This is a genomic window from Erythrobacter rubeus (genome assembly GCF_014705715.1).
Classification (GTDB): Bacteria; Pseudomonadota; Alphaproteobacteria; order Sphingomonadales; family Sphingomonadaceae; genus Erythrobacter; species Erythrobacter rubeus.
Genome location: NZ_JACXLC010000001.1, coordinates 2,282,769 through 2,307,540, shown reverse-complemented (window position 1 = coordinate 2,307,540; position 24,772 = coordinate 2,282,769). Strand labels below are relative to the sequence as shown.

General features: G+C 61.3%; 20 protein-coding genes and 1 tRNA gene. 12 read left to right on the top strand and 9 right to left on the bottom strand.

Annotation, left to right across the window (positions count from 1 at the left end):
- The first annotated feature begins 77 nt into the window (after positions 1–77).
- Positions 78–1,472, top strand: a complete 1,395-nt coding sequence (locus tag IB285_RS11390; protein ID WP_190788282.1) for a cytochrome P450 — start codon at positions 78–80, stop codon at positions 1,470–1,472.
- 123 nt (positions 1,473–1,595) lie between these two features.
- On the opposite strand, the gene IB285_RS11385 is transcribed toward IB285_RS11390, so the two are convergent.
- Entirely contained in the window at positions 1,596–1,766 is a 171-nt protein-coding gene (locus IB285_RS11385) for a DUF1674 domain-containing protein (RefSeq protein ID WP_190788281.1), read from the bottom strand.
- A gap of 60 nt (positions 1,767–1,826) precedes the next feature.
- Between IB285_RS11385 and IB285_RS11380 the strand changes: the two genes are divergently transcribed.
- Complete coding sequence (locus IB285_RS11380; RefSeq protein ID WP_190788280.1) at positions 1,827–3,074, top strand: RsmB/NOP family class I SAM-dependent RNA methyltransferase; 1,248 nt, start codon at positions 1,827–1,829, stop codon at positions 3,072–3,074.
- Between the two features lie 10 nt (positions 3,075–3,084).
- On the opposite strand, the gene msrA is transcribed toward IB285_RS11380, so the two are convergent.
- The gene (msrA, locus tag IB285_RS11375; RefSeq protein WP_190788279.1) at positions 3,085–3,630 is read right to left on the bottom strand and encodes a peptide-methionine (S)-S-oxide reductase MsrA; all 546 of its coding nucleotides are present in this window, start codon (positions 3,628–3,630) and stop codon (positions 3,085–3,087) included.
- Positions 3,631–3,768: 138 nt separating this feature from the next.
- On the opposite strand from msrA, the gene IB285_RS11370 reads away from it, so the two are divergent.
- The 4 genes from IB285_RS11370 (at position 3,769) to IB285_RS11355 (ending at position 6,125) form a co-directional block, all read left to right on the top strand.
- Complete coding sequence (locus IB285_RS11370; protein WP_190788278.1) at positions 3,769–4,629, top strand: class I SAM-dependent methyltransferase; 861 nt, start codon at positions 3,769–3,771, stop codon at positions 4,627–4,629.
- Positions 4,630–4,646: 17 nt separating this feature from the next.
- The gene (gene aguB, locus IB285_RS11365) at positions 4,647–5,522 is read left to right on the top strand and encodes an N-carbamoylputrescine amidase (protein ID WP_190788277.1); all 876 of its coding nucleotides are present in this window, start codon (positions 4,647–4,649) and stop codon (positions 5,520–5,522) included.
- Positions 5,519–6,007, top strand: coding sequence for a 2-amino-4-hydroxy-6-hydroxymethyldihydropteridine diphosphokinase (gene folK, locus IB285_RS11360; protein WP_234033136.1), 489 nt, complete (start codon positions 5,519–5,521; stop codon positions 6,005–6,007). The genes aguB and folK overlap by 4 nt, the downstream gene beginning before the upstream one ends.
- A gap of 42 nt (positions 6,008–6,049) precedes the next feature.
- Positions 6,050–6,125, top strand: a tRNA-Lys gene (locus tag IB285_RS11355).
- A 13-nt stretch (positions 6,126–6,138) separates the two neighbouring features.
- Here IB285_RS11355 and IB285_RS11350 read toward each other — a convergent pair.
- Positions 6,139–6,864, bottom strand: coding sequence for a queuosine precursor transporter (locus IB285_RS11350; protein ID WP_190788275.1), 726 nt, complete (start codon positions 6,862–6,864; stop codon positions 6,139–6,141).
- Positions 6,865–7,072: 208 nt separating this feature from the next.
- On the opposite strand from IB285_RS11350, the gene IB285_RS11345 reads away from it, so the two are divergent.
- From IB285_RS11345 to IB285_RS11335, 3 genes are all read left to right on the top strand, one after another.
- Positions 7,073–8,395 carry a NupC/NupG family nucleoside CNT transporter gene (locus tag IB285_RS11345; protein ID WP_328705883.1) on the top strand — a complete coding sequence of 441 codons (1,323 nt, stop codon included), beginning with the start codon at positions 7,073–7,075 and terminating at the stop codon, positions 8,393–8,395.
- A gap of 58 nt (positions 8,396–8,453) precedes the next feature.
- The gene (locus IB285_RS11340; protein ID WP_190788273.1) at positions 8,454–9,419 is read left to right on the top strand and encodes an isopenicillin N synthase family dioxygenase; all 966 of its coding nucleotides are present in this window, start codon (positions 8,454–8,456) and stop codon (positions 9,417–9,419) included.
- Positions 9,420–9,718: 299 nt separating this feature from the next.
- Complete coding sequence (locus IB285_RS11335; protein ID WP_190788272.1) at positions 9,719–13,180, top strand: TonB-dependent receptor; 3,462 nt, start codon at positions 9,719–9,721, stop codon at positions 13,178–13,180.
- Positions 13,181–13,292: 112 nt separating this feature from the next.
- Here IB285_RS11335 and IB285_RS11330 read toward each other — a convergent pair whose 3' ends face one another.
- Entirely contained in the window at positions 13,293–16,262 is a 2,970-nt protein-coding gene (locus IB285_RS11330) for an ATP-binding protein (protein WP_190788271.1), read from the bottom strand.
- A 95-nt stretch (positions 16,263–16,357) separates the two neighbouring features.
- On the opposite strand from IB285_RS11330, the gene IB285_RS11325 reads away from it, so the two are divergent.
- The 3 genes from IB285_RS11325 (at position 16,358) to IB285_RS11315 (ending at position 19,072) form a co-directional block, all read left to right on the top strand.
- Positions 16,358–17,089 (top strand): energy transducer TonB, encoded by a 732-nt coding sequence (locus IB285_RS11325; RefSeq protein WP_234033135.1) that lies wholly within the window; start codon positions 16,358–16,360, stop codon positions 17,087–17,089.
- A gap of 115 nt (positions 17,090–17,204) precedes the next feature.
- Entirely contained in the window at positions 17,205–18,245 is a 1,041-nt protein-coding gene (locus IB285_RS11320; RefSeq protein ID WP_190788270.1) for a mannose-1-phosphate guanylyltransferase, read from the top strand.
- Complete coding sequence (locus IB285_RS11315; RefSeq protein WP_190788269.1) at positions 18,242–19,072, top strand: class I mannose-6-phosphate isomerase; 831 nt, start codon at positions 18,242–18,244, stop codon at positions 19,070–19,072. The genes IB285_RS11320 and IB285_RS11315 overlap by 4 nt, the downstream gene beginning before the upstream one ends.
- Here the strand turns inward: IB285_RS11315 and IB285_RS11310 are convergent.
- The 5 genes from IB285_RS11310 to IB285_RS11290 form a co-directional block, all read right to left on the bottom strand.
- Positions 19,050–21,650 (bottom strand): HWE histidine kinase domain-containing protein, encoded by a 2,601-nt coding sequence (locus tag IB285_RS11310; RefSeq protein ID WP_190788268.1) that lies wholly within the window; start codon positions 21,648–21,650, stop codon positions 19,050–19,052. The genes IB285_RS11315 and IB285_RS11310 overlap by 23 nt on opposite strands.
- Positions 21,647–22,186: a biliverdin-producing heme oxygenase gene (locus IB285_RS11305; protein WP_190788267.1), complete on the bottom strand. Its 540-nt coding sequence runs from the start codon at positions 22,184–22,186 to the stop codon at positions 21,647–21,649. The genes IB285_RS11310 and IB285_RS11305 overlap by 4 nt, the downstream gene beginning before the upstream one ends.
- A 251-nt stretch (positions 22,187–22,437) precedes the next feature.
- Positions 22,438–22,734 (bottom strand): polyhydroxyalkanoic acid system family protein, encoded by a 297-nt coding sequence (locus tag IB285_RS11300; RefSeq protein WP_190788266.1) that lies wholly within the window; start codon positions 22,732–22,734, stop codon positions 22,438–22,440.
- 10 nt (positions 22,735–22,744) lie between these two features.
- A complete protein-coding gene (locus tag IB285_RS11295; RefSeq protein WP_190788265.1) occupies positions 22,745–23,503 on the bottom strand; it encodes a hypothetical protein in 759 nt (252 codons plus the stop codon).
- Positions 23,503–24,735 (bottom strand): toxic anion resistance protein, encoded by a 1,233-nt coding sequence (locus IB285_RS11290; protein ID WP_407925610.1) that lies wholly within the window; start codon positions 24,733–24,735, stop codon positions 23,503–23,505. Before IB285_RS11290 ends, IB285_RS11295 begins: the two co-directional genes overlap by 1 nt.
- Positions 24,736–24,772 lie beyond the last annotated feature (37 nt).

The window sequence follows — 24,772 nt, the reverse complement described above, 5'->3', positions numbered from 1 at the left end:
CATTCCCGCTGGATTTGCACGCGCGGCTTACTTACACTGAAGTTAGTTGTTAATCCGAACCCGATACGGACTGTCTCATGGCCACTTTAGCGCAGCACAATCCCGTCACTCCCAAACATTGGTCCGAAGGCGTGCCGTCGGATGATGAGCTTGCTCATATTCCGGGCGAAGGCGGCTGGCCGATTGTCGGGAACACGTTCAAGCAGCTCGCCGATCCGCACGGTTTTACCAAGCGGATGGTCGAGACTTACGGCAAGGTTTACAAAACCCACGCTTTCGGTGGCTGGAATATTGCGCTGATCGGCGCGGAAGCCAACGAGATGGTCCTGTTCAACCGGGACAAGATCTTTTCGAGCGAGCAGGGATGGGGCCCGGTGCTCGACCAGCTGTTCCCGCGCGGGCTCATGCTGATGGATTTCGACCACCACCGGATCGATCGCCGCGCGCTGTCGATCGCGTTCAAGCCTGAGCCGATGCGGCATTATTCCGGTGCGCTCAATCGCGGCATTGCAAAGGATGTGGCGAACTGGGAAGGTGCCATGGAGTTCTACCCGGCGATCAAGAAGCTGACGCTCGATCTCGCGGCTGACAGTTTCATCGGCATTCCGTGGGGACCCGAAGCGGACAAGATCAACGTCGCGTTTGTCGATATGGTGCAGGCCTCGGTCGCGCCTGTGCGCAAGCCGCTGCCCTTTACGAAGATGAAGCGCGGGGTCGACGGCCGCAAATATCTGGTCGATTATTTCACCGCAGAAACGCATAAGCGGCGCGAGCAGGGCGGCGGGCAGGACATGTTCAGCCAGTTCGCCACCGCCACGCGCGAAGATGGATCATTGCTGCCGGTCGACGAAGTGGTCGATCACATGAACTTCCTGATGATGGCTGCGCACGACACCATCACATCGAGCGCAACGTCGCTGATCTATCACCTCGCCAAAAACCCGGATTGGCAGGAAAAGGTGCGCGAAGAGATCATCGCGGTCACCGGCGGCCCCGATGGATCGGGCAATCCGCGGAGCCTCGATTACGACGATCTCGGCAAGCTCGAGCTCACAGAAATGGCGTTCAAGGAAGCGCTGCGGATGGTGCCGCCGGTGCCCTCAATGCCGCGGCGGGCGCTCAAGAGCTTTGAATATGAAGGCTATCATATTCCTGCCGGGGCGCATGTCGGTATCAACATCTACTGGACGCATCATTCGGAGGAATATTGGGACGATCCGTATACCTTCGACCCGATGCGTTTCACGCCTGACAAGATCAAGGCCCGGCATAAATACGCCTGGGTGCCGTTCGGCGGCGGCGCGCACATGTGCCTGGGGCTTCATTTCGCTTACATGCAGGTGAAGGTGCTGCTCGTGCAATTGCTCCAGCGCTACCGGATTGAAGTGCCGGAAGGCTATAATCCGGACTGGCAGGAATGGCCAATCCCGCAGCCGAAGGACGGGCTGAGGGTTAGGTTTGAGAAGTTGTAGTGGCATAAATCGGTCCGCGAAGCGAACCGCAAGGTCGACCGCCCGCCCGCCCGCAGCGACGCGGCCGTCAGGCCGCATGAGCGAGGATTTCGCACGCCGGATGGCGTGCGGAAAAACCAAAATTCAAAAATCCCAGGCGATGCCGTCTTTTTCCCAGTCGCCGTAGCGGGTGGGCGAAATCTCGCGCGGCTCGTCCTTTAATGGATCGACAGCCTTCGGTTTGGGCGGCGGCTCGTTCGTCCAGTGCGCAGGCTTTTCGAAGTTCCGCGCGGCTTGGGATTTCTGTTTGGTCATGGCGGCCTATCAACGCACATGGTGGCGCTTGGTTTCAATGCTGGTATGGGCAAACCGCATATGGCCACAGCCTCAGGATTCCCCGCGCGCCGTGCTGCGCTGCAATTGCTCGACGCAGTCATGCGCCGGGGCGAAACGATCGAGCAAACCGAAAAAGCCGCGATGAAAGGCGTCGATGGCCCGGCCGACCGGGCGCTGGCGCGGGCCATTGCGGGCGAGACGCTGCGCTGGCTCACCGATCTCGACACACTCATCGACAGCGCGACGAAGAAGCGCCTGCCGGACGATGCGAAGCCGCGCATGGTGCTGCGCATGATGCTGGCGCAGGCGCTGCGGCTCGATACGCCGGGCCATGCGATCGTCGCGACCTGCCTGCCGCTGCTTAGCGGAGGCCCGCGCAGATTGGCGCACGGCGTATTCTCCGCGCTGATGAAACGCGAGGCTTCGCTGCCCGAGGTGCCCACATTGAGCGACAGTGTGCTCGTCCGTTGGGGTGAACACGCGCTGGACATCGCGCCGGGCTTGATCGATCCGCCCGAGGTCGACATCGCGCTGAAGGATGCAAGCGAAACGGCTGTGCGCGCGACCGATATGGGCGGGGTAAGTCTGATGCCCGGTCACGTCCGGCTTCCTCGCGGCACGCCGATCGAACAGATGCCGGATTACGCTGAAGGTTCGTGGTGGGTGCAGGACCTCGCCGCCCAGCTTCCGGCGCGATTGCTTGGCGTAGGTGAAGGCGAGCGAGCGCTCGATCTGTGCGCCGCGCCGGGTGGCAAGACGCTGGCGCTAGCCGCAGCGGGCTGGAATGTCACCGCGCTCGACATCAGCGGAAAGCGTCTTAAAATGCTTCGCGACAATCTAAAGCGCACCGAGCTCGAGGCGGAAGTCGTCAAGGCCAATGCGCTCACCTACCACCCCGCCAAGCAATTTGGCGCGATCCTGCTCGATGCACCATGCACGGCAACCGGCACATGCCGCCGCCATCCCGATGTGCTCCACCGTATCGGGCCGCGCCAGATCGGCGAGATGAGCGAGATCCAGCAATCATTGATCAACCAGGCGGTCGAATGGCTGCCGGAAGGCGCGATGTTCGTTTACGCGGTCTGCTCCCTCGAACGCGAAGAGGGCGAAGATCAGGCGCGCTGGATCGATGCGACCTTCGATCTGGAGCCGGTTCCCGTGACGGCAGACGAATTACCTCGAGGTATAGCGCCAACGCCGGAAGGCTGGGTCCGCACCCACCCCGGTATGCTGCCGGACGATGGCGGGCTCGACGGGTTCTTCATCGCGCGCTGGCGCAAACGCTGACTGGCTAGCCTCAGGCCTTCGCGTATTTCTGGAAGCTCTTGCGCAGCTTCATGATCTTAGGCGGAATCGTCGCGAGGCAATAGGGGTTTCGCTGACCTTCGCCGTCCCAGTATTCCTGGTGGTAATCCTCTGCCGGATACCATTCATGCGACTGTGCACCGCCATCGAGCCCTTCGATCGACGTCACGGCCATCTTGCCGTTCTCTGCGTTCCAGCGCCCGATCGCAGCCTCGGCCTCTTTGCCTTGCGCGTCCGAAAGCGGGAAGATCGCGCTGCGATATTGCGTGCCGACATCGTTGCCCTGGCGGTTGAGCTGGGTCGGATCGTGGGTGCCAAGAAACACGTCGTAGATTTCGGGCAGCGAAATCGTGTCGGGATCGAAAGTCACGCGGATCGCTTCGGCGTGGCCGGTCGTGCCCGAGCACACCTCCTTGTAAGTCGGATCGGTAGTCTGGCCGCCGGTATAACCGCTTTCAACCTCGCTCACGCCGATAACATCGCGGAATACCGCTTCGGTGCACCAGAAGCACCCGCCTGCTACAATCGCCTGTTCCATGGCTTATCGTCTCCTTTATTCGACCAAGGACATAGGAGGACGGACCAGTATTGCCAGTGCTGATGCCAAGGACCTTGTCATAGGATGCGCACCGCGTAAGGACATGCACAGAGAGATTGAACGAAGAGAGGACTTCACATGAAACCGATTTATCTTGCTCCGCTCGCTGCGATCGCAGGTGCCGCAACCTTTTCCATTGGCGGTCCGGTCATCGCTCAGGACGAGGCGGCTTCAGCACCGACGCTGGAAGAAGTGCTCGCTCACGAACGTCGCGACGACGACAGGGCGCGCGATCAATATCGCAATCCGGCAGAAACGCTCGCGTTCTTCCAGCTCGAACCGACCATGACGGTCGCCGAATACGGCCCCGGCGGCGGCTGGTACACGCGCGTGCTCGCACCCTATGTGATGCCAGAAGGCGAATACATCGCGTTCAACCAGGATAGCGACGGCCGCAGCTACAACACCCGCGCGCAGGAAGCTCGCTCCAAGGGATGGACCGAGAGCTTCAAGAACGCCCTCGCCGAAGCGATGGATATCGATGCGGACGAAGTGAATGCGTTCGAAACCGATGAAATGCCCGAAGACGTGGCAGGCACGGTCGACCGGGTGCTCATCTTCCGCTCGATGCACGGGCTCAATATCGGCAACACCGCGGACAGCGTCCTGAAGGCTGCGCGGATGATGCTGAAGGATGATGGTCTTGTCGGTGTGGTCCAGCACCGCGCACCCGAAGGCGCCAGTTATGACGATTACGGCGCACGCCAGCGCGGCTACATGCGCAAACAGGACGTCATCAATATCTTCGAGGCCAACGGTTTCGAACTGGCCGGTGAAAGCGAGATCAACGCCAATGCGGACGATCCCGCCAATTGGGAACGCGGGGTATGGACGCTTCCGCCCGTACTCGGCACCGGCGAAGACGACCCGCGCCGCTCGGAATACCTCGCGATTGGCGAAAGCGATCGCATGACACTCCTTTTCCGCAAGGCACAATAGCATTAGAGGGCGGCGGCATGAGTTTGATCACTGTCGCCGCCCTCCAACTGGAACTACAGCGCGAGGACGAATCCGAGAATATTGCAGCCGTCGCGGCTCTGGTGGAAGAGGCGGCGGGCCGGGGTGCGAAGCTGATCCTGCCGCCTGAGCTATTCTCCGGACCTTATTTCTGCCGTGAGGAGGACGAGGCGCTGTTCGCGCTGGCGCGGCCGACCTCGGAGCATCCAAGCGTCCTTGCGATGCAGGAACTCGCCGCGCAGCACGCGGTCGCGATTCCGACGAGCTTTTTCGAGCGCGACGGGCATCACTATTACAACACGCTCGCGATGATCGGCCCCGATGGCGAGATCATGGGCACCTACCGCAAGAGCCATATTCCCGATGGGCCGGGTTATGAGGAGAAGTTCTATTTCCGGCCCGGCAATGACGGGTTCAAGGTCTGGGACCTGCCGGGGGATGACAGCGGACAGGTTCGCATCGGCGTCGGGATATGCTGGGACCAGTGGTATCCCGAATGCGCGCGCGTAATGGCGCTCAAGGGTGCAGAAGTGCTGCTTTACCCGACAGCCATCGGCTCCGAACCATATGATGCCGAACTCGACACCAGCCGCATGTGGCGGCGCGCGATGATTGGCCACGCCGTGTCCAATTGCATGCCGGTAATCGCCAGCAATCGCATCGGCGCGGAAGGTCCGGCAGGCGAACAGCGGTTTTACGGCCATTCCTTCATTTGCGATGAGTGGGGCGACATGGCCGAGGAGTTCGGTGCGACTGAGACTGGCGTTCTTGTCACCAAGCTCGATCTCGCTCGCGCAGCGAAGCACCGCGCAGGCATGGGCTTTTTCCGCGATCGCCGTCCGCAGCTTTACGGCCGGATTTGCGAGGATATTTGAGCAGCACCTACCTTATCGCGCTCGGCTCCAATCGGCGGCACTGCCTTTACGGGCGTCCGCGTCAGATCGTGCGCGCGGCTATGGAGGAACTGGCGGCGCTTGGTACGGTCATCGCGCGCTCGCCCATTATCGCCACCGCGCCGATGGGCGCGGCACAGCGCCGCTTCGCCAATGCCGCCGCTGTGCTGGATAGCGAATACGATCCGCCGGCGCTTCTGGCGGCGCTAAAACGGATGGAGCGCCAGTTTGGAAGGCGGCCCGGACGCCGCTGGGGCGACCGGGTGCTCGATCTCGACATCGTGCTCTGGAGCGGCGGCAATTGGGAGGGGCGAGGTCTTACGATCCCGCATCCGGAATTTCGCGGCCGCGCCTTCGTGCTCGGCCCGTCACGCGCAATTGCACCCGGTTGGAGAGACCCCATCAGCAATTTGTCGCTCGCGCACCTCAATGCGCGCTTGACCAGCCCGCGCACGCTCCTTAGGTGAGCGCTCCGTCCGGCGCGCTGCGTGTTCGCCGAATGCCCGTGGGGGCCCTTAGCTCAGTCGGTAGAGCAACTGACTTTTAATCAGTAGGTCGCTGGTTCGAACCCAGCAGGGCTCACCATCTTTTCGTACAATCAGTAGCCCCGCGCCTCGACGCTACCGACGCGCTGGTCGAGCCATTCCGCCAGCTTCACCCCGGACGTGATCAGGAACGGGACGAGCACTAGGCTGAGCGTAACCTTAGCCAGCACCTGCCCGATCAGCAGGCTGGTGATGTCGAACTCGCCGTAGAAAGCCAGCGTCACGAAAATGATCGAATCGAGCGCCTGGCTCAGCGCAGAGGCGATCGCGCCGCGGATCATCAGCCCTATTGTAGTGGCTTCTCCCGATCCGCGCAGACGCGAGAAAATCCAGACATTGAGCAGCAGCGACGTGATGTAGGCCGCCGGGCCTGCCATCAGGATGCGCGGCGTCTGTCCGAGCACGGTTTCGAATGCGGTCAGATCGGCCGAGCGGAATTCGAGCATTTCGGGCGATGCCGGGAGCGACAGCACCAGATAGATCAGCGCCGCGGACAGCGCGAGCGGGATAAATCCGATCCAGATCAGCCGGTTGGCGAGCTTCTGACCATACAATTGCGCGATGGTGCTGGTGATCACGACCAGCAGCAGGAACGGGAATATGCCCGCCTCGACGGCAAGCTGCGACGGCCACAATTGCACCTGCTTGAAGGCGACCACTCCGGCGAGGACGGTCATTCCGCCATAGAGGATGATGTAGACAAACAGTCCCATTGGCGCGGCCAGCGCGTGCGCAGCGATCGCTTCGCTCGCCGGCGTATCGTGTGTGGTGTCGCTCATGTGCGTGGGCGTAAGGTGATCGCTTTCAAAAAGGAAGCCAGCGGGGCCACGCTTTCACCCACTTGCATCGCGGCGGGCTTCACGCGCTTCAGGACAGAGAGGGTTTGGGAGTTGCGCTCGCACCAGCAAAATGCCACCCCGCAGGTATCGCGCCGTGTTCACGGCGCTCGGGATCGAATCAACAACACTTCCGGGGGCATCTCCAGCCGTGAGCGACAGTATCACGTCCAACCTGTTCAGCCTGATCGGCATCCTTGCCATTCTGTCCGTCGCCTTCCTGCTTTCTTCCGGGAAAAGCCGGATAAGCCTGCGCGTTGTCGGCGCGGCGTTTGCTTTGCAGGCGTTCATGGCCCTGCTCGTCCTGAGAACGGATTTCGGGGTCGCGACCATTCAGTTCCTGTCTGATGGCGTCATCGCGCTGCTCGATTATTCCAAGGTGGGCATCACCAGCGTGTTCGGCCCGATGGAGAGCAACCCGTTCGCGAACACGTTTGTGATTGCAGCCTTGCCGGTGATCGTGTTCTTCGCGGCGATTGTCTCGATCCTCTATCACCTCGGCATCATGCAGCGGCTCGTGCGCTGGGTTGGCGGGGCAATCGGGTGGATCACCGGGATCAGCAAGGTCGAAGCGCTCGGCAGCGCCGCCAATATCTTCGTCGGCCAATCGGAAAGCCCGCTGGTGGTGCGCCCGTACCTCGCCGCGCTCCCCCCGGCGCGTCTCTTTACGCTGATGTCGGTCGGCATGGCAGGCGTCGCAGGCACCATCCTTGCCGCCTATGCGAGCTTCATCGGTTCGGAGGCCGTGCCGTTCCTGCTCGCCGCGGCGTTCATGTCTGCACCCGGAGGCATTCTGATGGCAAAGATCATTATGCCAGATGACCCCGAAGAAGCGCGCGAGCATGATGCCGCGATGGAAACCGTCACCGTTTCGGAAACTTTTGAAGAGGGTGAGCGTCCCGCCAATATTATCGAGGCTGCGGCGCAGGGTACGCAGACCGGCGTGAAACTCGCGGTTGCAGTCGGCGCGATGGTGATGGTCTTCGTTGCGCTCGTGGCCTTGGCCAATGGCATGCTTGGCGGGCTGGGATCGGGACTGGTCTCGCTCGCAGCGGGTGCCGGCGTGCCGTTCGGCGAAGAAACGGCAGTCTGGCTCAGCACGATCAGCTTCCAGAAGCTGCTCGGATATGTGTTCGCGCCGGTCATGTTCCTGATCGGCATTTCCGATTGGGATCAGGCTCAGATCGCAGGCGGGCTGTTCGGCACAAAGATCGTGCTGAACGAATTCGTGGCATTCATCGATCTCGGCGCGATGACCGGCGGCGAACTGACCGAGCGGAGCCGGGCAATCGTTACCTTTGCGCTGTGCGGTTTTGCGAACTTCTCGTCGATCGCGATCCAGATGGCGGTGACGGGCGGCCTTGCGCCCAATCAGCGTCCGGTAATCGCGCGTCTCGGCCTGAAGGCGCTTGCAGCGGGCAGCCTCGCCAACCTGATGAGCGCGGCCCTCGCGAGTATCTTCCTGCCGCTCTAACCAGCGCGCGCCACGATCCTCTTGGCAGCGTCGCGATGCAGGGTGTAAGGCCGCCGGCATGACCGATGTTTCAAACCAGACGACCACCCGCTCCACTGCCGGTATTGCCAGTGTTTCGCTTAAACAGCCGCTTGAGGACATTGCCGACGAGCTGGGCCGCAGCTTCGCCGAATACGGCTTCGCCATCGTGCGCGACCATGGCATCCCGCGCGATCTGATCGACCGTGCCGAGGCGAAATCGAAAGAGTTCTTTGCGTTGCCGGACGATGTGAAGCGCAGCTACAAGATCGAAGGCGGCGGCGGCGCGCGCGGATACACGCCGTTCGGGACGGAGAAGGCCAAGGATGCCGAAATCTTCGACCTCAAGGAATTCTGGCATGTCGGACGTTCGCTGAACGAAGGCCACGAACTCGCGCAATATATGGCGCCGAATGTCTGGCCTGAAGAGGTCGACAGCTTCAAAGCCACTTTTAGCGAGCTGTTCGCCGCATTCGATGAAGCAGGCCTGCGCGTCCTCGAAGCGATCGCGCTGCATCTTGGGCTGGAACGGACATTCTTTGCGCCGACGGTCGAAGACGGCAATTCGGTCATGCGCCTGCTCCATTACCCACCGCTCGGCCCGGAAGCACCCGAAGGCGCGATCCGCGCCGCCGCGCATGGCGACATCAATACGATCACACTGCTGCTCGGCGCGGAAGAGGCGGGGCTGGAGCTGCTCAGCAAGTCTGGCGAATGGCTTTCGGTCGACGTGCCCGAAGGCGCTTTGGTGATCAATGTCGGCGACATGCTTGAGCGCCTTACGAACGGCGCGTTGCGCTCGACCACGCATCGTGTTGTCAATCCCAACGGAGAGGCTGCGCGGCGGTCGCGATATTCGATGCCGTTCTTCCTGCACTTCCGACCGGACTACGTGATCGAGCCGCTGGCGAGCTGTGTCGACGAGGATTCGGACAAGCCGCTGCCCGAACCGATCTCGTCGCATGAATTCCTGTTGCAGCGCCTGCGCGAGATCAATCTCGTCTGATTGCGCCGGATTCGTAGACCAAGACCGCTTCCGCCAGCACTGGTTCAGTGCAATTTGGCGCTGCAGCAAAATACAATATTTTCGTGGCCTGACTGCAACACTCGCCGGCGAATCCGCTGGATTCCGCGCCTTATGACAGCGTCTGGCCGCGCATCGCGGGCAATCGGATTGCGCGCGCCGAAACGTTTCATCGAATTGTCACAAATCCGTCGCTTTTGTGCAGCGCAACGCGCCTAGTCACGGCGCCGTTCCACACGTTTCCACTTTCCACGTCTCAGATCAGGGTCAGGGGCTAATTCATGAAACTCAAATATCTTTTGGCAGCGAGCGTCGTCAGTCTCACTGCCGCCACCACCATTGCAGCACCAGCGGCTGCACAGCAGATTACATCGGGCATCGAAGGTCAAGTGACCGACGCAAACGGTGCAGCGCTGCCGGGCGCAGTCGTAACCATCACCGATGAGCGGACCAACGCGACTCGCACGACCACCACAGGCGTGGACGGCAACTTCCGCGTTATCAGCCTGCAGCCGGGCGGCCCCTACACCGTCACCATCACCGCCTCAGGCTTTGAAGGCCAGACGGTCGAAGACGTCTTCACCACCATTTCCGGCAACACCGGTTTCAACTTTGCCCTGACGCCCACTGCGGCTGGCGGCACTGACAACACCATCATCGTCACCGGTGCCCGCGCGCAGGTCACGCAGCTCGCTGTCGGACCGGGCACCGCATTCGGCACCGAGACGCTCGAAGCGTTCCCGTCGATCACCCGCGACATCCGCGACATCATCCGCATCGACCCGCGTGTCAGCCTCGAAGGCAACAACGACGTCGATCGTATCTCCTGCCTTGGCGGTAACGACCGTTCCAACACCTTCACCGTTGACGGCATCGTCCAGGCCGACGTTTTCGGTCTGAACGGTACGCCGTTCGCAGCCCGTAACGCGCTTCCGCTGCCGTTCGATGTTGTCGATCAGGTTTCGGTCGAGTTTGCACCATTCGACGTCGAGTATTCGGAATTCACCGGCTGTCTCGTCAACGTCGTGACGAAAGCTGGTAGCAACGAGTTCAGCGGCTCTGCCTTCATCACCTATTTCGACGAAGGCCTCTTCGCCGACAGCATCGATGGCGATCCGCTCAACGCCGGTTCGGAAACGCGCTGGGGCGCGACCCTTTCCGGTCCGATCATCAAAGACCGCCTGTTCTTCTCGTTCGGTTATGAAGAAACCGATCTTGGCGATGGCAACGATTTCGGTCCGGCAGGCGCTGGCTTCACCAACGAATCCGAAGGCGTGACAATCGATCAGTTCAACGAGTTCGCCCGCATCGCGAACGACGTGTACGGTCAGGATATCGGCGGTTTCCCAACCCAGCTGGCCGAAAGCTCGGTTCGCTATTTCGGTCGTCTCGACGCGCAGATCACTGATCGCCACCGTCTGGAAGCTACCTATCAACGCCTCGAAGAAACGAACATCGAATCCGATTTCAACGGCGCGTTGACAGGCTTCAACTCGTTCGAAGACGAAGGCACCGAATCCGATTACTACTCGGTCCGCCTCTACTCCGACTGGAGCGACACGATCTCGACCGAGCTGCGCCTCAGCCGCGCAGAGGTTTCCGACATTCAGGGCCCGGTTGGCTTTGGCGAAGCACAGTCCGATGATCCGACTGTCCGTCTCGTAGTCGGTGTTACCCCGGTTGCCGGGCTGACCGACGAGAACGGCGCGCTCAGCACCGGCCCGGGCATCTTCCGCTCGGCAAACCAGCTCGACACGCGGACCGACCAGGCTCGCTTCCAGCTGAACTATGACGCTGGCGATGGCCACTTCCTGAAGTTCGGCGCCGAGGTCAACGATCTCGAAGTGTTCAACCTGTTCGCGATCAACGCGACCGGTACTCTGTACTTCCGCAACCTCGAAGACTTCGAAAACGGTCTGGTTGCCAGCGGCGATTTCTCCAGCGTATTCGGCGATATCGCCGATGACCTGATCGACGGCGATGACGGTGAATTCCTGGGCGGCGGCACCATCCGTTCGACCCCGTCGGGCGACATCAACGAAGCCGCAGCGCTGTTCAGCCGCCAGATCTACTCGGTCTATGTGCAGGACGAGTGGCAGGCGACCGATCAGCTTTCGATCAACACCGGCATCCGCGTACAGCTGTATGACGGTGATGCGCCGACAGCCAACCCGGCCTTCCTGAACCGTTTCGGTTTCAGCAATGCGACGTCTTTCGGCGGGTTCGACACCGTGCTACTGCCGCGTTTCTCGGCCGCATACGAGTTCGACAATGAAGGGTTCTTCTACAACAGCCGTCTGACCGGCGGTGTCGGTATCTTCTCCGGCGGTGACCCTGTCGTTTACTTCTCGAACGCGTTCTCGAACAACGGCTTCTCGAGCGCAGACGGCGATACGTTCAGCGATGCTTGCGATGGCTTCGTGAACGCCGACGGTTCGTTCAACGTGCTTCAGGGCGGCGCTTTCACCGGCTTCCCGCAGTGCGCGATCACCGACGCTTCGGCTTCGGCTGCCGGCGGCTTTGCCGACACCCAGTCGACCGATCCGGACTTCGACGTCCCGACTGTCGTGCGTGCGAACCTCGGTTTCCAGACCGACTTCGGTACCGATACCGGCTTCTTCAGCAACTGGCGCCTGAACCTCGATTACATCTACTCGCGGTTCAACGACACGCTGAACTTCGTCGACCTGGTGCAGACGCCTGACATTCGTACGAATGGCGGCTTCACTGTCGACGGACGTCCAATCCTCGCGGCTATCGACACCACCTTCCCGGGCTGTAACGCAGTGCTTCAGGGTACCGGCGGCACGCCGCCCGTTTACACCGGTGTGACGCCGGAGTGCTTCGAGAACGTAGAGACCGGCGGCTCGGCCCGCGTGGATGACTTCATCCAGCTGACCAATGGCCGCAGCTCGGAAAGCCACAGCATCTCGGCGATCCTTTCGAAGAACTTCAACCGCGGTATCATCACCGAGGGTGGCTCGGTTCGCTTGAACTTCGGCTATGCGTTCACCGACTCCGAGAATGCGCGTAACAACCAGTCTTCGACGGCGACCTCGTCGTTCGACGTAACGGCTGCGTTCGATCGTCAGGATCCGGCGGTCTCGACCGCTACGACCGAAACTCGGCACAACTTCACCGCCACCTTCAACTTCCAGGAAGAATTCTTCGACGGCTACGACACCAGCCTCGGCATTTTCTTCCGGGCACGCGAAGGCCGTCCGTACAGCCTGACCTTCGATGGCGGCGGCGTCTTTGCCGACAGCTCGTCGGGTAACGACAACGCTCTGCTGTACGTGCCGACCGGTGTGAACGACCCGAACGTTTCGCCGCTTTCGGATCCGGCTGCGGTTGCTGCTGTGGTTGATTACGTTGCCAACGAAACGAACTGCGGGTTCACGCCTGGTGCTTCGATCGAGCGCAACACCTGCCGCAATGACTGGCACATCGATCTCGACCTGCGCATCAGCCAGGAACTGCCGTTTCTGGGCAGCCTGACGGGTCTCGTTCAGGACCGCATCGAAGTCTTCGCCGACTTCGCCAACTTCCTGAACCTGATTGACAGCAGCGCAAACATCCTGCGTTCGCGTGGCGGGTTCAACGGTCTGGTGGACGTCGCTGACGGCGGTGTGGACGATCAGGGTCGTTACATCATAGAAGGGTTCAACCCGGACGACGACAACGACATCGCGATTAACGCATCGGCATGGCGTATCCAGATCGGTGCGCGCTACGAATTCTAATTCGTCGCCAACGATACCGACATTAGCAGCGGCGGGGCCTTCGGGTCCCGCCGTTTGCGTTTGGGCGTGGTCACGGTTTTGGATAGGTTGGCCATGTTAAGGTGAACCGCTGTCACCCAGGCAATGTGGGTGCCTGCATATGGGCGGAACCCCTATCCGCAATCGTGAGAAGTTCAGCCGCTAGAGCCTCCTGCACATCGCCACTTCGTGCCATTCTGAGCGCCCGCTCCAGAGCCGCGGCCTGATCGCCCAGTTCAGGTTCACCGAACATGGCGGCGGTCCCCGCGAGTTTGTGCACGATCCGTGCAAGCTCCATCCGATGGTCGTTTTCCATTGAGCCATTTGCCAGCCCGCCGCCCGCCGCCGCAGCCCGGACAGCCTCGACGGCCTCGCTCCGCCGCTCTTGCCATCGTTCGATCAGCTCCGGCGACTGCACCTGGATGGGTTCGCTTTTTCCGCGAGCACTGATGTCCTTTTCCGGGCGCGCGCCTTCGGGTGCCATCTGTTCTTCGACCATTCCTCGGCCGGTCTGGATTTCCGAAGGCTTATCGACGATGCGCGTAGGGAGCCAGCGCTGTAGCACTCGCGCCAGATCGGCAAACACCAGCGGCTTTGCGAGATGCCCCTGCATACCAGCATCGCGTGCGGCTGCGATGTCTTCGGGGAAGGCGTTTGCGGTGAGCGCGATGATCGGGATCATGTCCGCACCGATCCCTTCGGCGCGAATGGCGCGGGTCGCTGCATATCCGTCGCATCCCGGCATTTGGATATCCATCAGCACAAGATCGAAGGGCGCGCGTCGCATCACGCTGTCGATCACCATCGAAATGGCTTCATTTCCGTCGTGCGCGGTCACGACCCGCTGACCGCAGCGTTCCAGCATTTCGGTCGCGAGGATACGATTGATGTCGTGATCTTCGGCCAGGAGGATCCGCCCATTGTCTGGCAATTGGTCGATGGAAACGGTTGTGGAAGCGGATCGTTCGACTTGCGCCGGCTCCGTATGTGCGGCGGGCAAAGTCAGGGTGAAACATGAACCTACTCCTGCCGCGCTTTCAACTTCGATGAATCCGCCCAGCAATTCCGCGAGCTGCCGGCTAATGGTCAATCCTAGGCCGGTGCCGCCGAAGCGCCGCGAGGTATCGCTCTCTGCCTGGGTGAAGGGTTGAAAGATCGTCTCCAGCCGCGATGCGCTGATGCCGATGCCGGAATCGCGTACGCGCACGCTGAACTGATCAGCATGAAGCGAGTAGCTGACATGGATCGTGCCCGTTTCCGTAAATTTTACTGCGTTGCCGATCAGGTTGAGAACAATCTGCCGCACGCGAAGCCCGTCGGTCATGATCCAGTCTGATGATGCCGCAGGCTCGCCGTCCGTACGAGCATGATCGTCAGGACCGGGATCACGTTCAAACGTGAGATTCAGACCCTTCTTCTCTGCGTTGGGCCGATGCAACATCACACATTCGGCAAGGGTCTTGTGCAAGTCGACCGGCGCTTGTTCGATGGCAATCTGGCCTGCTTCGATCTTCGACAGATCGAGAATATCGTTAAGCAGCAGCATCATCGAGCGTGCGGATTGCACGACCATTTCGGTCTGGCGGCGTTGGTCGCTGTCGAGCTCGCTTTGGAGCAGCAATTCCGAGAATCCGAGCACGCCGTTCATCGGAGTGCGGATCTCATGGCTCATATTGGCGAGGAATTCGGACTTCGCCTGCGCTGCGTTCTCCGCGTGGCGTCGCGCACGCGTCAGGAGCAATTCAAGCTCTACCCGCTCGGTCACGTCGCGGGCGGATACCACGATCCCTTCGCGTTGCCCCGTTTCGGAATTGTAAGCGACCGCGCAGTCCGCCTCGATAAAGACGGGCTTGCCTTCTTCGCTGTCGAGGTATCTGCGATAGGTGAACCGCTCCTTGTCCGATGCGCCCGATACCAGCCTTTCCTGTGCCAGCGTGATGCGCTCGCGCGCGTCGGCATGCATCCGGTCGGTCGGGCGCTGTCCGATAAGGACTTCGGGCTCTTCATCGAGCACATCGCGCACCGATGGCGAGGCATAGGTGCACACCCCTTCCAGGTCGTATCGCATCACGGCATCGGTGATGTTGTCGGCGAGTAGGGCGAGACGCCGCTTGCCCAGATCGAGCTCTCCGACGATGCGATCGCGGCCTGCAAGGATGGCCGCTATCGGCAATCCGGTGAGAAAATTGGCCGCGATGAAGGCCTGGACGAGATAAAGCTGCGTCGCAGGAGAATCGGACGCCTTGTCGATGGGCCCATAACCCGCCCAGGTCATTGCGCTCGTCACCGCCGCGACCGAGATCACATAGAGGGCGGTATCGAGGCTTCCCATACGGAACGCGTGGAGGAGCGTGATCGGGGGGATCAGGAAAAGGAGCGGATAAATGTCCTGTCGGAACACGAAATATGCGCACACCATCCCTCCGATCAGAAGCACTGCCTTTTCCGTCGCCTCGATCGAACTCGCGGTTTCGGTGGAGCGCATCGCGTCGAATATCAGCAGCATCGCCGGGACGATCAGCACCATGCCCATGCTGTCGGTCAGCATCCAGGCACTCGCCCCAGCCCAGATCGCCTCAGGATCCGGCCCCATGGCGAGCGATGCAATACAAGCTGATGTGAACGGTCCAACCACTCCGCCAGCCCAGACGAAGCTGGTGAGATGCGGAAGATGGGTCATGTCGGGCCGGTGCCCGCAGGCTCGCCGCGTCAACCCGGTAACCAGAGCGATATCGACTATGTTGGCGATCGAAAATATGGCCGACATGCCCATCGGGGTACCCGCCACACTGTTGGCGAGGATGCTCGCTGTGAACACGCAGCAGTAAAACGGCACCTCATTCGCCAGGCGCGCCCGCATCATGAACGCGACCGCGGTGGCATTGGGAAGCCAGACACTGGCGAGCGTGGTGTCGAATTTGGACAGGGACAGGCTGAGCGTAGCGAGCAGGAAAAACCCGATCGCTCCGGTCAAAGACGCCGCCACGCTGGCGGTGTCGATCGGACCTGTCGCAAGACCGGCTGTCTCGTGCGAGGACTCGCGCGCGCTTGCTCGACTGATCATCCACTGCATCGCAATCGCTCCAGACTTGGTATAGGCAGGCGCTCCGAAAACGGGCGCTAATGCCTGAAGAATGAAAGAGAAAGACGGCCATCGCCTTGACGAAGACCCAAGTAAAAACCCGGTATTCCAGCCCGCTGCGCCGTCCGCGCTGGTGGCTGATCATGCTGATCATCCTGCTCCATGTCGCCGCTCTTTATGGGCTGGCGAGAGCGCTCGCTCCTGAATTCACCTCTTCGGTCGAAGATACGGTGGTGTCCGCTTTCACCGTGACGGTGACTGCGCCCCCCGATCCGCCGCCGCCTGAAAATCAGCCCGAACCGGACGAAGGCGCGCAAGGCGATCCGGGGCAACAAGCTGTCCCGCAGCCGGTCACGGCTCCGGAAACACCGATTGAACAGCAGCCTGTCCCGCTGCCTCAGGCATCCTCGACAGGAACGGCGACGCGTTCCGGTGCGCGGGAAGCGGGCGATGGCACCGGCGCGGCTGGAAGCGGCACCGGCACAGGCAGCGGCAATCGCGGCGGCGGGCAGGGCGGCGTCGCGGTGAGCAAGCCGGTGCACATTTCAGGCTCGATCGACAATGCGCGCGACTATCCCATCCCGGAAGGCGGCAGGTCCGCGCGCCGCGGCACCGAAGTGATAGTCCGGGTCGTGGTGGGCGTTGACGGCCGCGCGCGGCAATGCTCGGTCTACCGCGCCAGTCCCGATCCGGAGGCCGACCGCATCACCTGCCAGCTGGTCGAAAACCGGCTGCGGTTCCGCCCCGCTCAGGATGCCAATGGAAATCCCGTCCCGGCACCGTTCTACTGGCGGCAGCGGTGGTTCTGAAAGGATAATGTCTACCCCAAAATAGCGCGCGATATCAGGGTGGTCTCGACGCAGGCCGCTGATATACCGTGTGTCAGCATTCCTCCTGCAGGCAATGAGAGTGAACAGCTGAACAATGCCTAACCCGATCCATCCGGTCATTCTGTGCGGAGGCAGCGGTACGCGGCTGTGGCCGGTCAGCCGGAAGGACAGGCCCAAGCCCTTCCTGCCGCTGATCGGCGAGCGGACGCTGTTCGAGGAGGCTGTTGGCCGTGTCGCGAGCGATGATCGCTTTGCTGCGCCGATTGTGGTCGCGGGGGAGCGGCACATCGATCTCATCGAAGCGCAGATCGGATCGGCATCGAAACATCGCCTGATTGTCGAGCCATGCGCGCGCAACACCGCGCCGGCGATCGCGCTGGCCGCGGCAATGCTTCCTGCAGACGACATCATGCTGGTCTGTCCGAGCGATCACCATATCGCCGACGAGGCGGCTTTCCGCGCGTCGGCGCTCGCTGCGGCGATCCTGGCTGCCGATGACTGGCTGGTTTCGTTCGGTATCGCCGCCACCCACCCTGAGACGGGTTATGGCTATCTTCAGCGCGGTGAGCCGCTGCCCGGCGGTTACCGGATCGCGCAGTTCGTCGAGAAGCCCGATATCGAGAGCGCCCGATCCTATCTCGCGAGCGGGGACTACGGCTGGAACGGCGGCATTTTCGCATTTCGCGCCGGGTTTCTACTCGATGAGCTTCGCGCGCACCGCCCGCAAATGGCTGATCTGGTGGAGCGCGCCGCCGCGGAAGGCGCGGAGCGCGGCAAGCGTTTCTATCCCGCGCAGCAGCCCTTCGCGGCGATCAATGGCGAATCCATCGATTATGCGGTGATGGAGAACACCGCACGCGCGGCCATGGTCCCTGCGGACATGGGCTGGTCTGACATCGGCAACTGGGCCGCACTTCATGACGCGCTGAAGGATGGCAGAGAGGACGGCAATGTCACACGAGGCACGGTCGATCTCGACGGTTGCGGCGGTGTCCTCGCGCTGAGTGACGGGCCGCGCATTTCAGCCATCGGCCTGGAAGATGTCTGCATTGTTGTGTCGGGCGACGAAGTGCTCGTCACCACCCGGGAAGGCGCCCAGAGCGTCGGCAAACTTCCGGGAGCAACCGAGCAGTGACCGGGCCCGCTGCCTCCGATGGCGCGCGCAAGCTTACCACCCGGTCGGTGGAGAAGGTCTGGGGGAGGGACATTCTACCTCCTCCATTCGCGGCGGAAACTGACACGCGGATCGGCGAAATCTGGTTCGACCCGCCACCGCAGCTTCCGCAATTGCTCGTCAAATACCTGTTCACGAGCGAAAAGCTGTCGGTCCAGGTCCATCCCTCCGATGAGCAGGCTCTGGCCGAGGAGGAAGGCAAGGAGGAATGCTGGCTGGTGCTCGACGCTGATCCCGGGGCCAGCCTTGCGATTGGCTTCAAGCAAGCTGTGTCGCGTGATGCGGTGCGGCGTGCGGCGCAAGATGGCTCGATCGAGGATCTGCTCGCCTGGCATGAGGCGAAACCGGGTGACGTGTTTTACCTGCCCGCGGGCACTGTCCACGCGATCGGCCCCGGCCTGTCATTGGTCGAAGTGCAACAGAACAGCGACACGACCTTCCGTCTCTACGATTACGGCAGACCGCGCCAACTGCACTTGGACCGCGCGATGGCGGTAGCTAATTGCGGACCCTATCCAGCCAGGTACCGCGGGACGGTCAAAAAAGACGGTCCGACTTTGATCGATGGCGCGCATTTCCGTCTCGACAGGGTCGAGGGCAGGCCTGATGCTTCGATTGAGGAAGTTTATAGCAACGGAATGCTGGCCCTGCCGTTATCGGGCGGGGTGTCGGCACGCGATGGCTCGGCAAGCGTCGACGCGGGTGAGTGTCTCTACGCGCCCAATCTGGCCTCGCTCGATTTCAGCGCAGCCGAAGTAACGCTGCTCACCCGTCCCGCGCGGTCCTGACTGTCTCATCCTGGGGGCGCGTGGCTTTTAGCGCTTCTTCAAGATCGTCGCGATCATAAGGTTTGCGTAAAAGGGCCTGCGCGCCGAATTCCTCGATTTCGTTCGCCATTTCCGCATATCCGGTCGCGAGGACAAATCGCACACCGCGCTCTTTAAGTTCACGGGTGACCGGCTCGCTTGATTCGCTACCGAGATTGAAGTCGACGATAGCAAAATCGGGTTCTTTCGCTTCGATTGCAGTGAGGGCCCCCGCGACATTGCCTTCAACGCGGACGGATTTGACGCCGAGCCGCTTGAGGTTCTCTTCTGTATCGAGCGCGATAATCATGCTGTCTTCCACGATCAGAACATGGTTCGGCAGCGGAACGGTGTCCGCCGAACCGGCTTCCTGCTCTGACCCGGTATCGTTCGCCGCGCATGGTTCGGCTTTCTCTGGCGGCTCTCCGACGGCGGATGCAACGAAGCGCGCGGGGATGGTGAAGTCTGCTTCCAGTCCCGAAAGCTTGAACCGCAGGATCGCATCGCCCTTCAGTTCGTGCGGGATCGACCGCTCAATAATTGTCGATCCGAACCCGCGCCGCGTCGGCGGTTTTACCGGCGGACCGCCACGCTCCTGCCATTTGATTTCGAGATCGCCAAAGCCGTTGCGTTTCAGCGTGACGGAGAGCTGACCTGAACTGTCGCACAGGCAGCCATATTTCGCCGAGTTAGTCACCAATTCGTGCACCACCAGCGCGAGCACGGTGTACGCTTCAGGCCGGATAAGCACATCTTCGCCGATCAGGCTGAAGCGCCCCTTCTTCTCGCTGATATACGCGCCCAGCTCGGTGTCGAACAGCGCCGACAAGCGAGCAGGCGCCCAGTTTTCGCGGGTGATGTTGTCATGCGCCGATGCGAGCGCGGAAATGCGCCCCCCGATAATTGCGGCAAAATTCGCGACGCTCATCGCCTCGTCCTGCGATTGCGACACGAGGCCGCGGATCAGGTTGAGAATGTTGCGCACGCGGTGGTTGAGCTCGGCGATCAGCAGTTCCTGCTGTTCCTGCGCACGCGCGCGTTCCTGCGCGGTCTCATCGGTCATGCGCAAGATCACTTCGAGCAAGGTGACGCGCAAGGATTCCGCGATCTGGATCTCGTCGTCGGACCATTCCTCACTCTTGCCCTCGACGCTCTCTTCCCACGCGGCAAAGCTGCCGCGCGGATGCAGTCGCTCGCCCGGCTTGGCGGTCGATTTCGAGGGATCACCGGCCCATGTCACGATTTGCGTAAGCGGCTTGCGCCAGAGGACGAGATAATCGCGCGGGCTGCGTGAAATAGGCAGAACCAGTGCGCCAGCGGCCGTGTCGCCAAACCTGGCTGCATCGCCAATGTGTTCCTTTAGCTCGGATGTGGCGATGATCTGGCTTGTCGGTGCGCTGCTCAGCACCGGGGCTAGCGCCATGAACTGATCCTGGGTCGGTGCGGAACCTCTCGCGCGGTAATCGTTGCCCGTCAGAACCGATGCGCCATCGTGCGGGATGATATCCTGCAGCAGGTCATCAAGCATCGGCAGGCTGTTGGCGAGACTATCACCGTCGGCAAAGCGCAGCATCAGCTGGTCATGCAGCTTGCGACCGCGCGCGTTCTGCGCATCGGAGCGGGCGATCAAGATCCTATCCAGCATCAGCGAGAACATCTGGCTGAACATTTCCGCCACGGTGCGCAGCGAATAGGCCGGCAATCTCGGCTCGGTATGGTGGCAAGAGAACATGCCCCAAAGTCGGCCCTGGCGGACGATCGCGATCGTCAGCGAAGCCTGCACGCCCATATTGCGCATATATTCGACATGCATTGAAGAGTGGGAACGCAGCACGCTCATCGAAAGGTCGAGCGGCTCTCCATACATCGAGGCAGCCGGTTCGATGGGGATGGGATCGGCATCCATGTCTGCGATGATGCGGAACCGGTTGCGCCGGAACAGCTCACGCGCCTGCTGCGGAATGTCGGCTTTGGGATAGCGAAGCCCCAGAAACGGTTCGAGATCGTCCCGGCGATCTTCGGCAATCACTTCGCCGCTTTCGTCGCGGTGAAACTTGTAGACCATCACGCGGTCATATCCGAGCATCTGCCGGACCAAAGTCGCGCCTGTATCGAACAATGTCTGCAAATCGCGGATCGGCTCAAGCCGTGTGAGCACAGGCCCGATCAGCGCGAGGTGGTCTGCATATTCCGTCTCGGCGTGAGGCTCGAACTCGATGATCAGGTTGTTGCCGCTTGCATGCAGAGCGCAGTCGAACAGGTGGCCGCCGCGCACCAGACGCAGCCCGAATATGCGCTCGACCGCATCTTCGCCGGATTGCCGCGCCAAAGCTTCTTTCAGCGTGTCCATGGCGTTCGGCGTGAAGTGGTCGGACAGGCGCTCCCCCACACGGGGCAACTCCTCAAGATCGAGCATCGCGGCACAATTGACGGATCGCTGGGCAATGACCCAATCCGAGTTCACGGCGATGAGAGCGCCGAAATCCTGGACAGCGGCGATATGGTGGATCGCCTCGCGGTCGCATTCGGTGAAATGCGAGCTGGGCTGGTTGTAATTCATTGTAAACTCACAGGACAAGCGTGTGTGTGGTCGCGCAGATCGGAGCCCCGCGCGCCGGATGCCAGCGCGAGAGCGAGAAAGTGGTCGAAGGCAGCAAGCGCGCCTTGTGTCGCGCTGTCGATGTCGCGGCGAGACGCGACACCTTGCATCCGGCGTTTAAGGTCGCTCCAGAAGCCAAGCATGGCCGCATCAGCCAGAAATTCGGTCGGCCAATCGGAACGACCGGCTCTGCCGAGTTCCTTGAGGATCGAGCGGTTGCCGAGGGCCGAGCCTGCGAGCACCCATGCGATGCCGGTTGCCTGCGCGCCGGTCTGCTCGGGCGCCAGGAAGTTCGCGCAAGGGGAGCGGGACATCGCCCACGACTGCGAGCCGAGCGCTGCCAGATCGCGTACGATGGCCGGGCATTGCGGTGGCGGCTGCATGTCCTTCGGCGCGTTGGCCGCAAGCCATGCCTCTATCGGCGATCGCGCGCGGTACTGGAGGGTAAGAAAACGCGCATAGCTCTCGCGATCCTCCCACCCGCTCGCTTCACGCATGGCGGCGTCGAGCTGATCATGCGCAGCCGCGGTGTTCCTGCGAAGGCAGGTTCGTAAATCAAGCGTGGCGGCGGATGTGCCGATGTGAAATGCCTCGTTGCAAAGCGATTCCTGAGTGTCAGTCTGAATTGTCGCTAAATTCGTAAATCAGATATGACAGATGTTGCCGCAAATTGCAATGTTTGCAAGCGGCTCGGAGCGATCTGTCAGCGGATAAGGCTTTGGTTTTGAGGTATTTTGCCCCGAAGGGATCACTCAAGCAGTTTGGTCGCTTGGGTCCGTACCGCGTGTTCCAGCGTGCCGCGAAGGAACCCCAGCATTGCGGGCAGGTTCATCTCGATCACCACCTCGTCTTCGTAGACTTCGACCGCGCCGTTGATCTTCTGGCCCACAGCCGTGACGACCAGATCCATCTGATCCTCGTCGGGCCACGTTGTCTCGATCGTCGCCATTCCGGGCGGGAAGTAACCGGCAATTTCGTGACTGCGCTCGCGCATGCGTTTGCGCACTTCCTCTTTGCCGAGGGTGTGGGGAAGGTTTACGCGCATGGTGTCCCGGTCAATTCGCTTTGCCGGTCATGTCTTCGATGAGCTCATCGCCGCCGTACCGGTATTCCAGGTAGCGGTCCTTGATCGCGAGATCATCGAGCGCGCCTTCGGCGAGACGCCGGGTGACCCGGTCCACTTCATTCGACAGCTTGCCGAGGCTGTCCGTCAGGCGCTCATCGGCGGTTTTGCCGGCATGGTCCTGCGCGCGCAGATGCTCAGGCACTTTTCGATAATTGTCGATCGTCTCCGGAATGTACTCGCCTACGAGCTCGCGCACTTCCCGCACGGAGGGATGGTTCGGATCGACGGTCTCGAGCTGCAGGCCAAGCGCATCGAGCTGCACGCCAAGCTGGTCGACGACTTGGACAGCAGGCGGCGGAAGGGCGGGACGCTGCGATTCCAGCCAAAGCTCCGTGCGCGCCACCATCTGTTTCGGGTCGCCCTTGGACAGCTCGGACCTTTTGGGAACTTTCACCTTCGGGAAGTTGGAGAAAAGCCCTGCTGCTGCCATGACCGCCAGCGCGACCATCATCACACCGACAAAGCCGATCCCGTCCAGGATAACCCCTGCGATGGATGCTGAGACCAAGATCGTGAGCACAGCTCCGGCGAAGTACTTTGCGCGCTTCAGCCAGTTCTTGCGCTTGGCGCTCGCCGATCCCGCGCCGATGCTGTCACCCGGTCGGTGCGTTCCGCCTTCGCGCTGGACGACGAGCGAATGCTTTGCCGCGCGGATGATCTGGTCGGATTCTCGAGTCGTGTCTGTCATCAGTTATCGAGCGCCAGCAGCGATGGTTCGGAGGCGACCTTGGCCTGAGCCTGGGCCTGACCTTCGGCGCGGGCGATATAGCCTTTGGACTTCTCCACCTCGTCGGTGAGGACGTTCACGGTCTGCTTCATGCTTTGCAGCGCGCGAACCTTGAAATCGTCGACCTCGTCCATCGTATCGTAGATATTCTGAAAGGCGCGCTGCAGCGTCTCCAGCGGAATCGTGGAGGAAGCGGCCTGCTCGTGAATCTGCGCGGTCTGCTCGCGCAAAAGCGTGCTGGTGGAATCGATGATGTCAGTGGTCGTCTGGTTGAGCGACGTGATCTGCTGCAGCACCAGTTTCTGGTTCGTCATCGCCTGCGCTACGGTGACAGCGGTGCGCAGCGCACCCACCGTGGTGGTGCTCGCGCGGTCGACGCCTTTCACCAGTTCGACATTGTTCTTTTTCACCAGATCTAGCGCCAGATAGCCCTGAACGCTCACCGCCATCTGCGTCAGCAGGTCCTGCGTGCGCTGGCGGACGTAGAACAGCGCGCTTTCACGCAGTGCCTTAGCCTTTTCGGGATCGCTGGAATCGAGTTCGAGCGCTTTCTGCTCAAGCCGCTCGTCGAGCGTCTTGGCGATGTGGATCATCTGTTCCAGCTCGCCCATCGCCTCCCACAATTTCGCGCGTTCGGTATCGATCGCGGCATTGTCGAGGTGCAGTTCCTTCTTGCCGCCTTCGAGCCGCTCGAGAATCGCTTGGATATGGCCCTGCGCGGAGGTGTAGCTGTCGAAATAGTTCTTCAGCTTGTTGCCGAAGGGGATGATGCCGAACAGCTTGCGCGGGGTCAGCAGCTTGTTCTTGCGACCGGGATCGAGATCTTCGACTGTGCGGCGCAATTCGGCAAGGTCGCTGCCAACACTGCTGTCGGCATCCATCGCACGTACCGGGCGATCGAGGAAGCGATTGGAATGCGCGGCGGCGGCGCGGATCTGCTCCTGGCCCATGCGCGTGATCTGATCGACCTTTTCACCGAATGCGGGCGAATTGGCATCGACGGAAACGAGATCGGTCACGAAGGCATCGACTTTTGTGTCGAGCTTCGATTTCTGCTCCGAGGATACCGGAACTAGCCCGGCCGCCTTTTCCGGAGCAACCTCTGGCACGGGATCGGGCGGCGTCAATTCGAAATCGGTGGCCGTTTTCGTTGGCGCGGCGGTCTTTGTCTCCGGTGTCATTTCGGTGCTCATGCTTGTTGTCTGCTCCCTCATGCGCGCGCTTGCCTGA

Coding starts and splice junctions, on each gene's coding strand:
- IB285_RS11390 (WP_190788282.1), top strand. CDS start 78: ATGGCCACTTTAGCGCAGCACAATCCCGTCACTCCCAAACATTGGTCC.
- IB285_RS11385 (WP_190788281.1), bottom strand. CDS start 1,766: ATGACCAAACAGAAATCCCAAGCCGCGCGGAACTTCGAAAAGCCTGCG.
- IB285_RS11380 (WP_190788280.1), top strand. CDS start 1,827: ATGGCCACAGCCTCAGGATTCCCCGCGCGCCGTGCTGCGCTGCAATTG.
- msrA (WP_190788279.1), bottom strand. CDS start 3,630: ATGGAACAGGCGATTGTAGCAGGCGGGTGCTTCTGGTGCACCGAAGCG.
- IB285_RS11370 (WP_190788278.1), top strand. CDS start 3,769: ATGAAACCGATTTATCTTGCTCCGCTCGCTGCGATCGCAGGTGCCGCA.
- aguB (WP_190788277.1), top strand. CDS start 4,647: ATGAGTTTGATCACTGTCGCCGCCCTCCAACTGGAACTACAGCGCGAG.
- IB285_RS11350 (WP_190788275.1), bottom strand. CDS start 6,864: ATGAGCGACACCACACACGATACGCCGGCGAGCGAAGCGATCGCTGCG.
- IB285_RS11340 (WP_190788273.1), top strand. CDS start 8,454: ATGACCGATGTTTCAAACCAGACGACCACCCGCTCCACTGCCGGTATT.
- IB285_RS11335 (WP_190788272.1), top strand. CDS start 9,719: ATGAAACTCAAATATCTTTTGGCAGCGAGCGTCGTCAGTCTCACTGCC.
- IB285_RS11330 (WP_190788271.1), bottom strand. CDS start 16,262: ATGATCAGTCGAGCAAGCGCGCGCGAGTCCTCGCACGAGACAGCCGGT.
- IB285_RS11320 (WP_190788270.1), top strand. CDS start 17,205: ATGCCTAACCCGATCCATCCGGTCATTCTGTGCGGAGGCAGCGGTACG.
- IB285_RS11310 (WP_190788268.1), bottom strand. CDS start 21,650: ATGAATTACAACCAGCCCAGCTCGCATTTCACCGAATGCGACCGCGAG.
- IB285_RS11305 (WP_190788267.1), bottom strand. CDS start 22,186: ATGCGTGAAGCGAGCGGGTGGGAGGATCGCGAGAGCTATGCGCGTTTT.
- IB285_RS11300 (WP_190788266.1), bottom strand. CDS start 22,734: ATGCGCGTAAACCTTCCCCACACCCTCGGCAAAGAGGAAGTGCGCAAA.
- IB285_RS11295 (WP_190788265.1), bottom strand. CDS start 23,503: ATGACAGACACGACTCGAGAATCCGACCAGATCATCCGCGCGGCAAAG.
- IB285_RS11290 (WP_407925610.1), bottom strand. CDS start 24,735: ATGAGCACCGAAATGACACCGGAGACAAAGACCGCCGCGCCAACGAAA.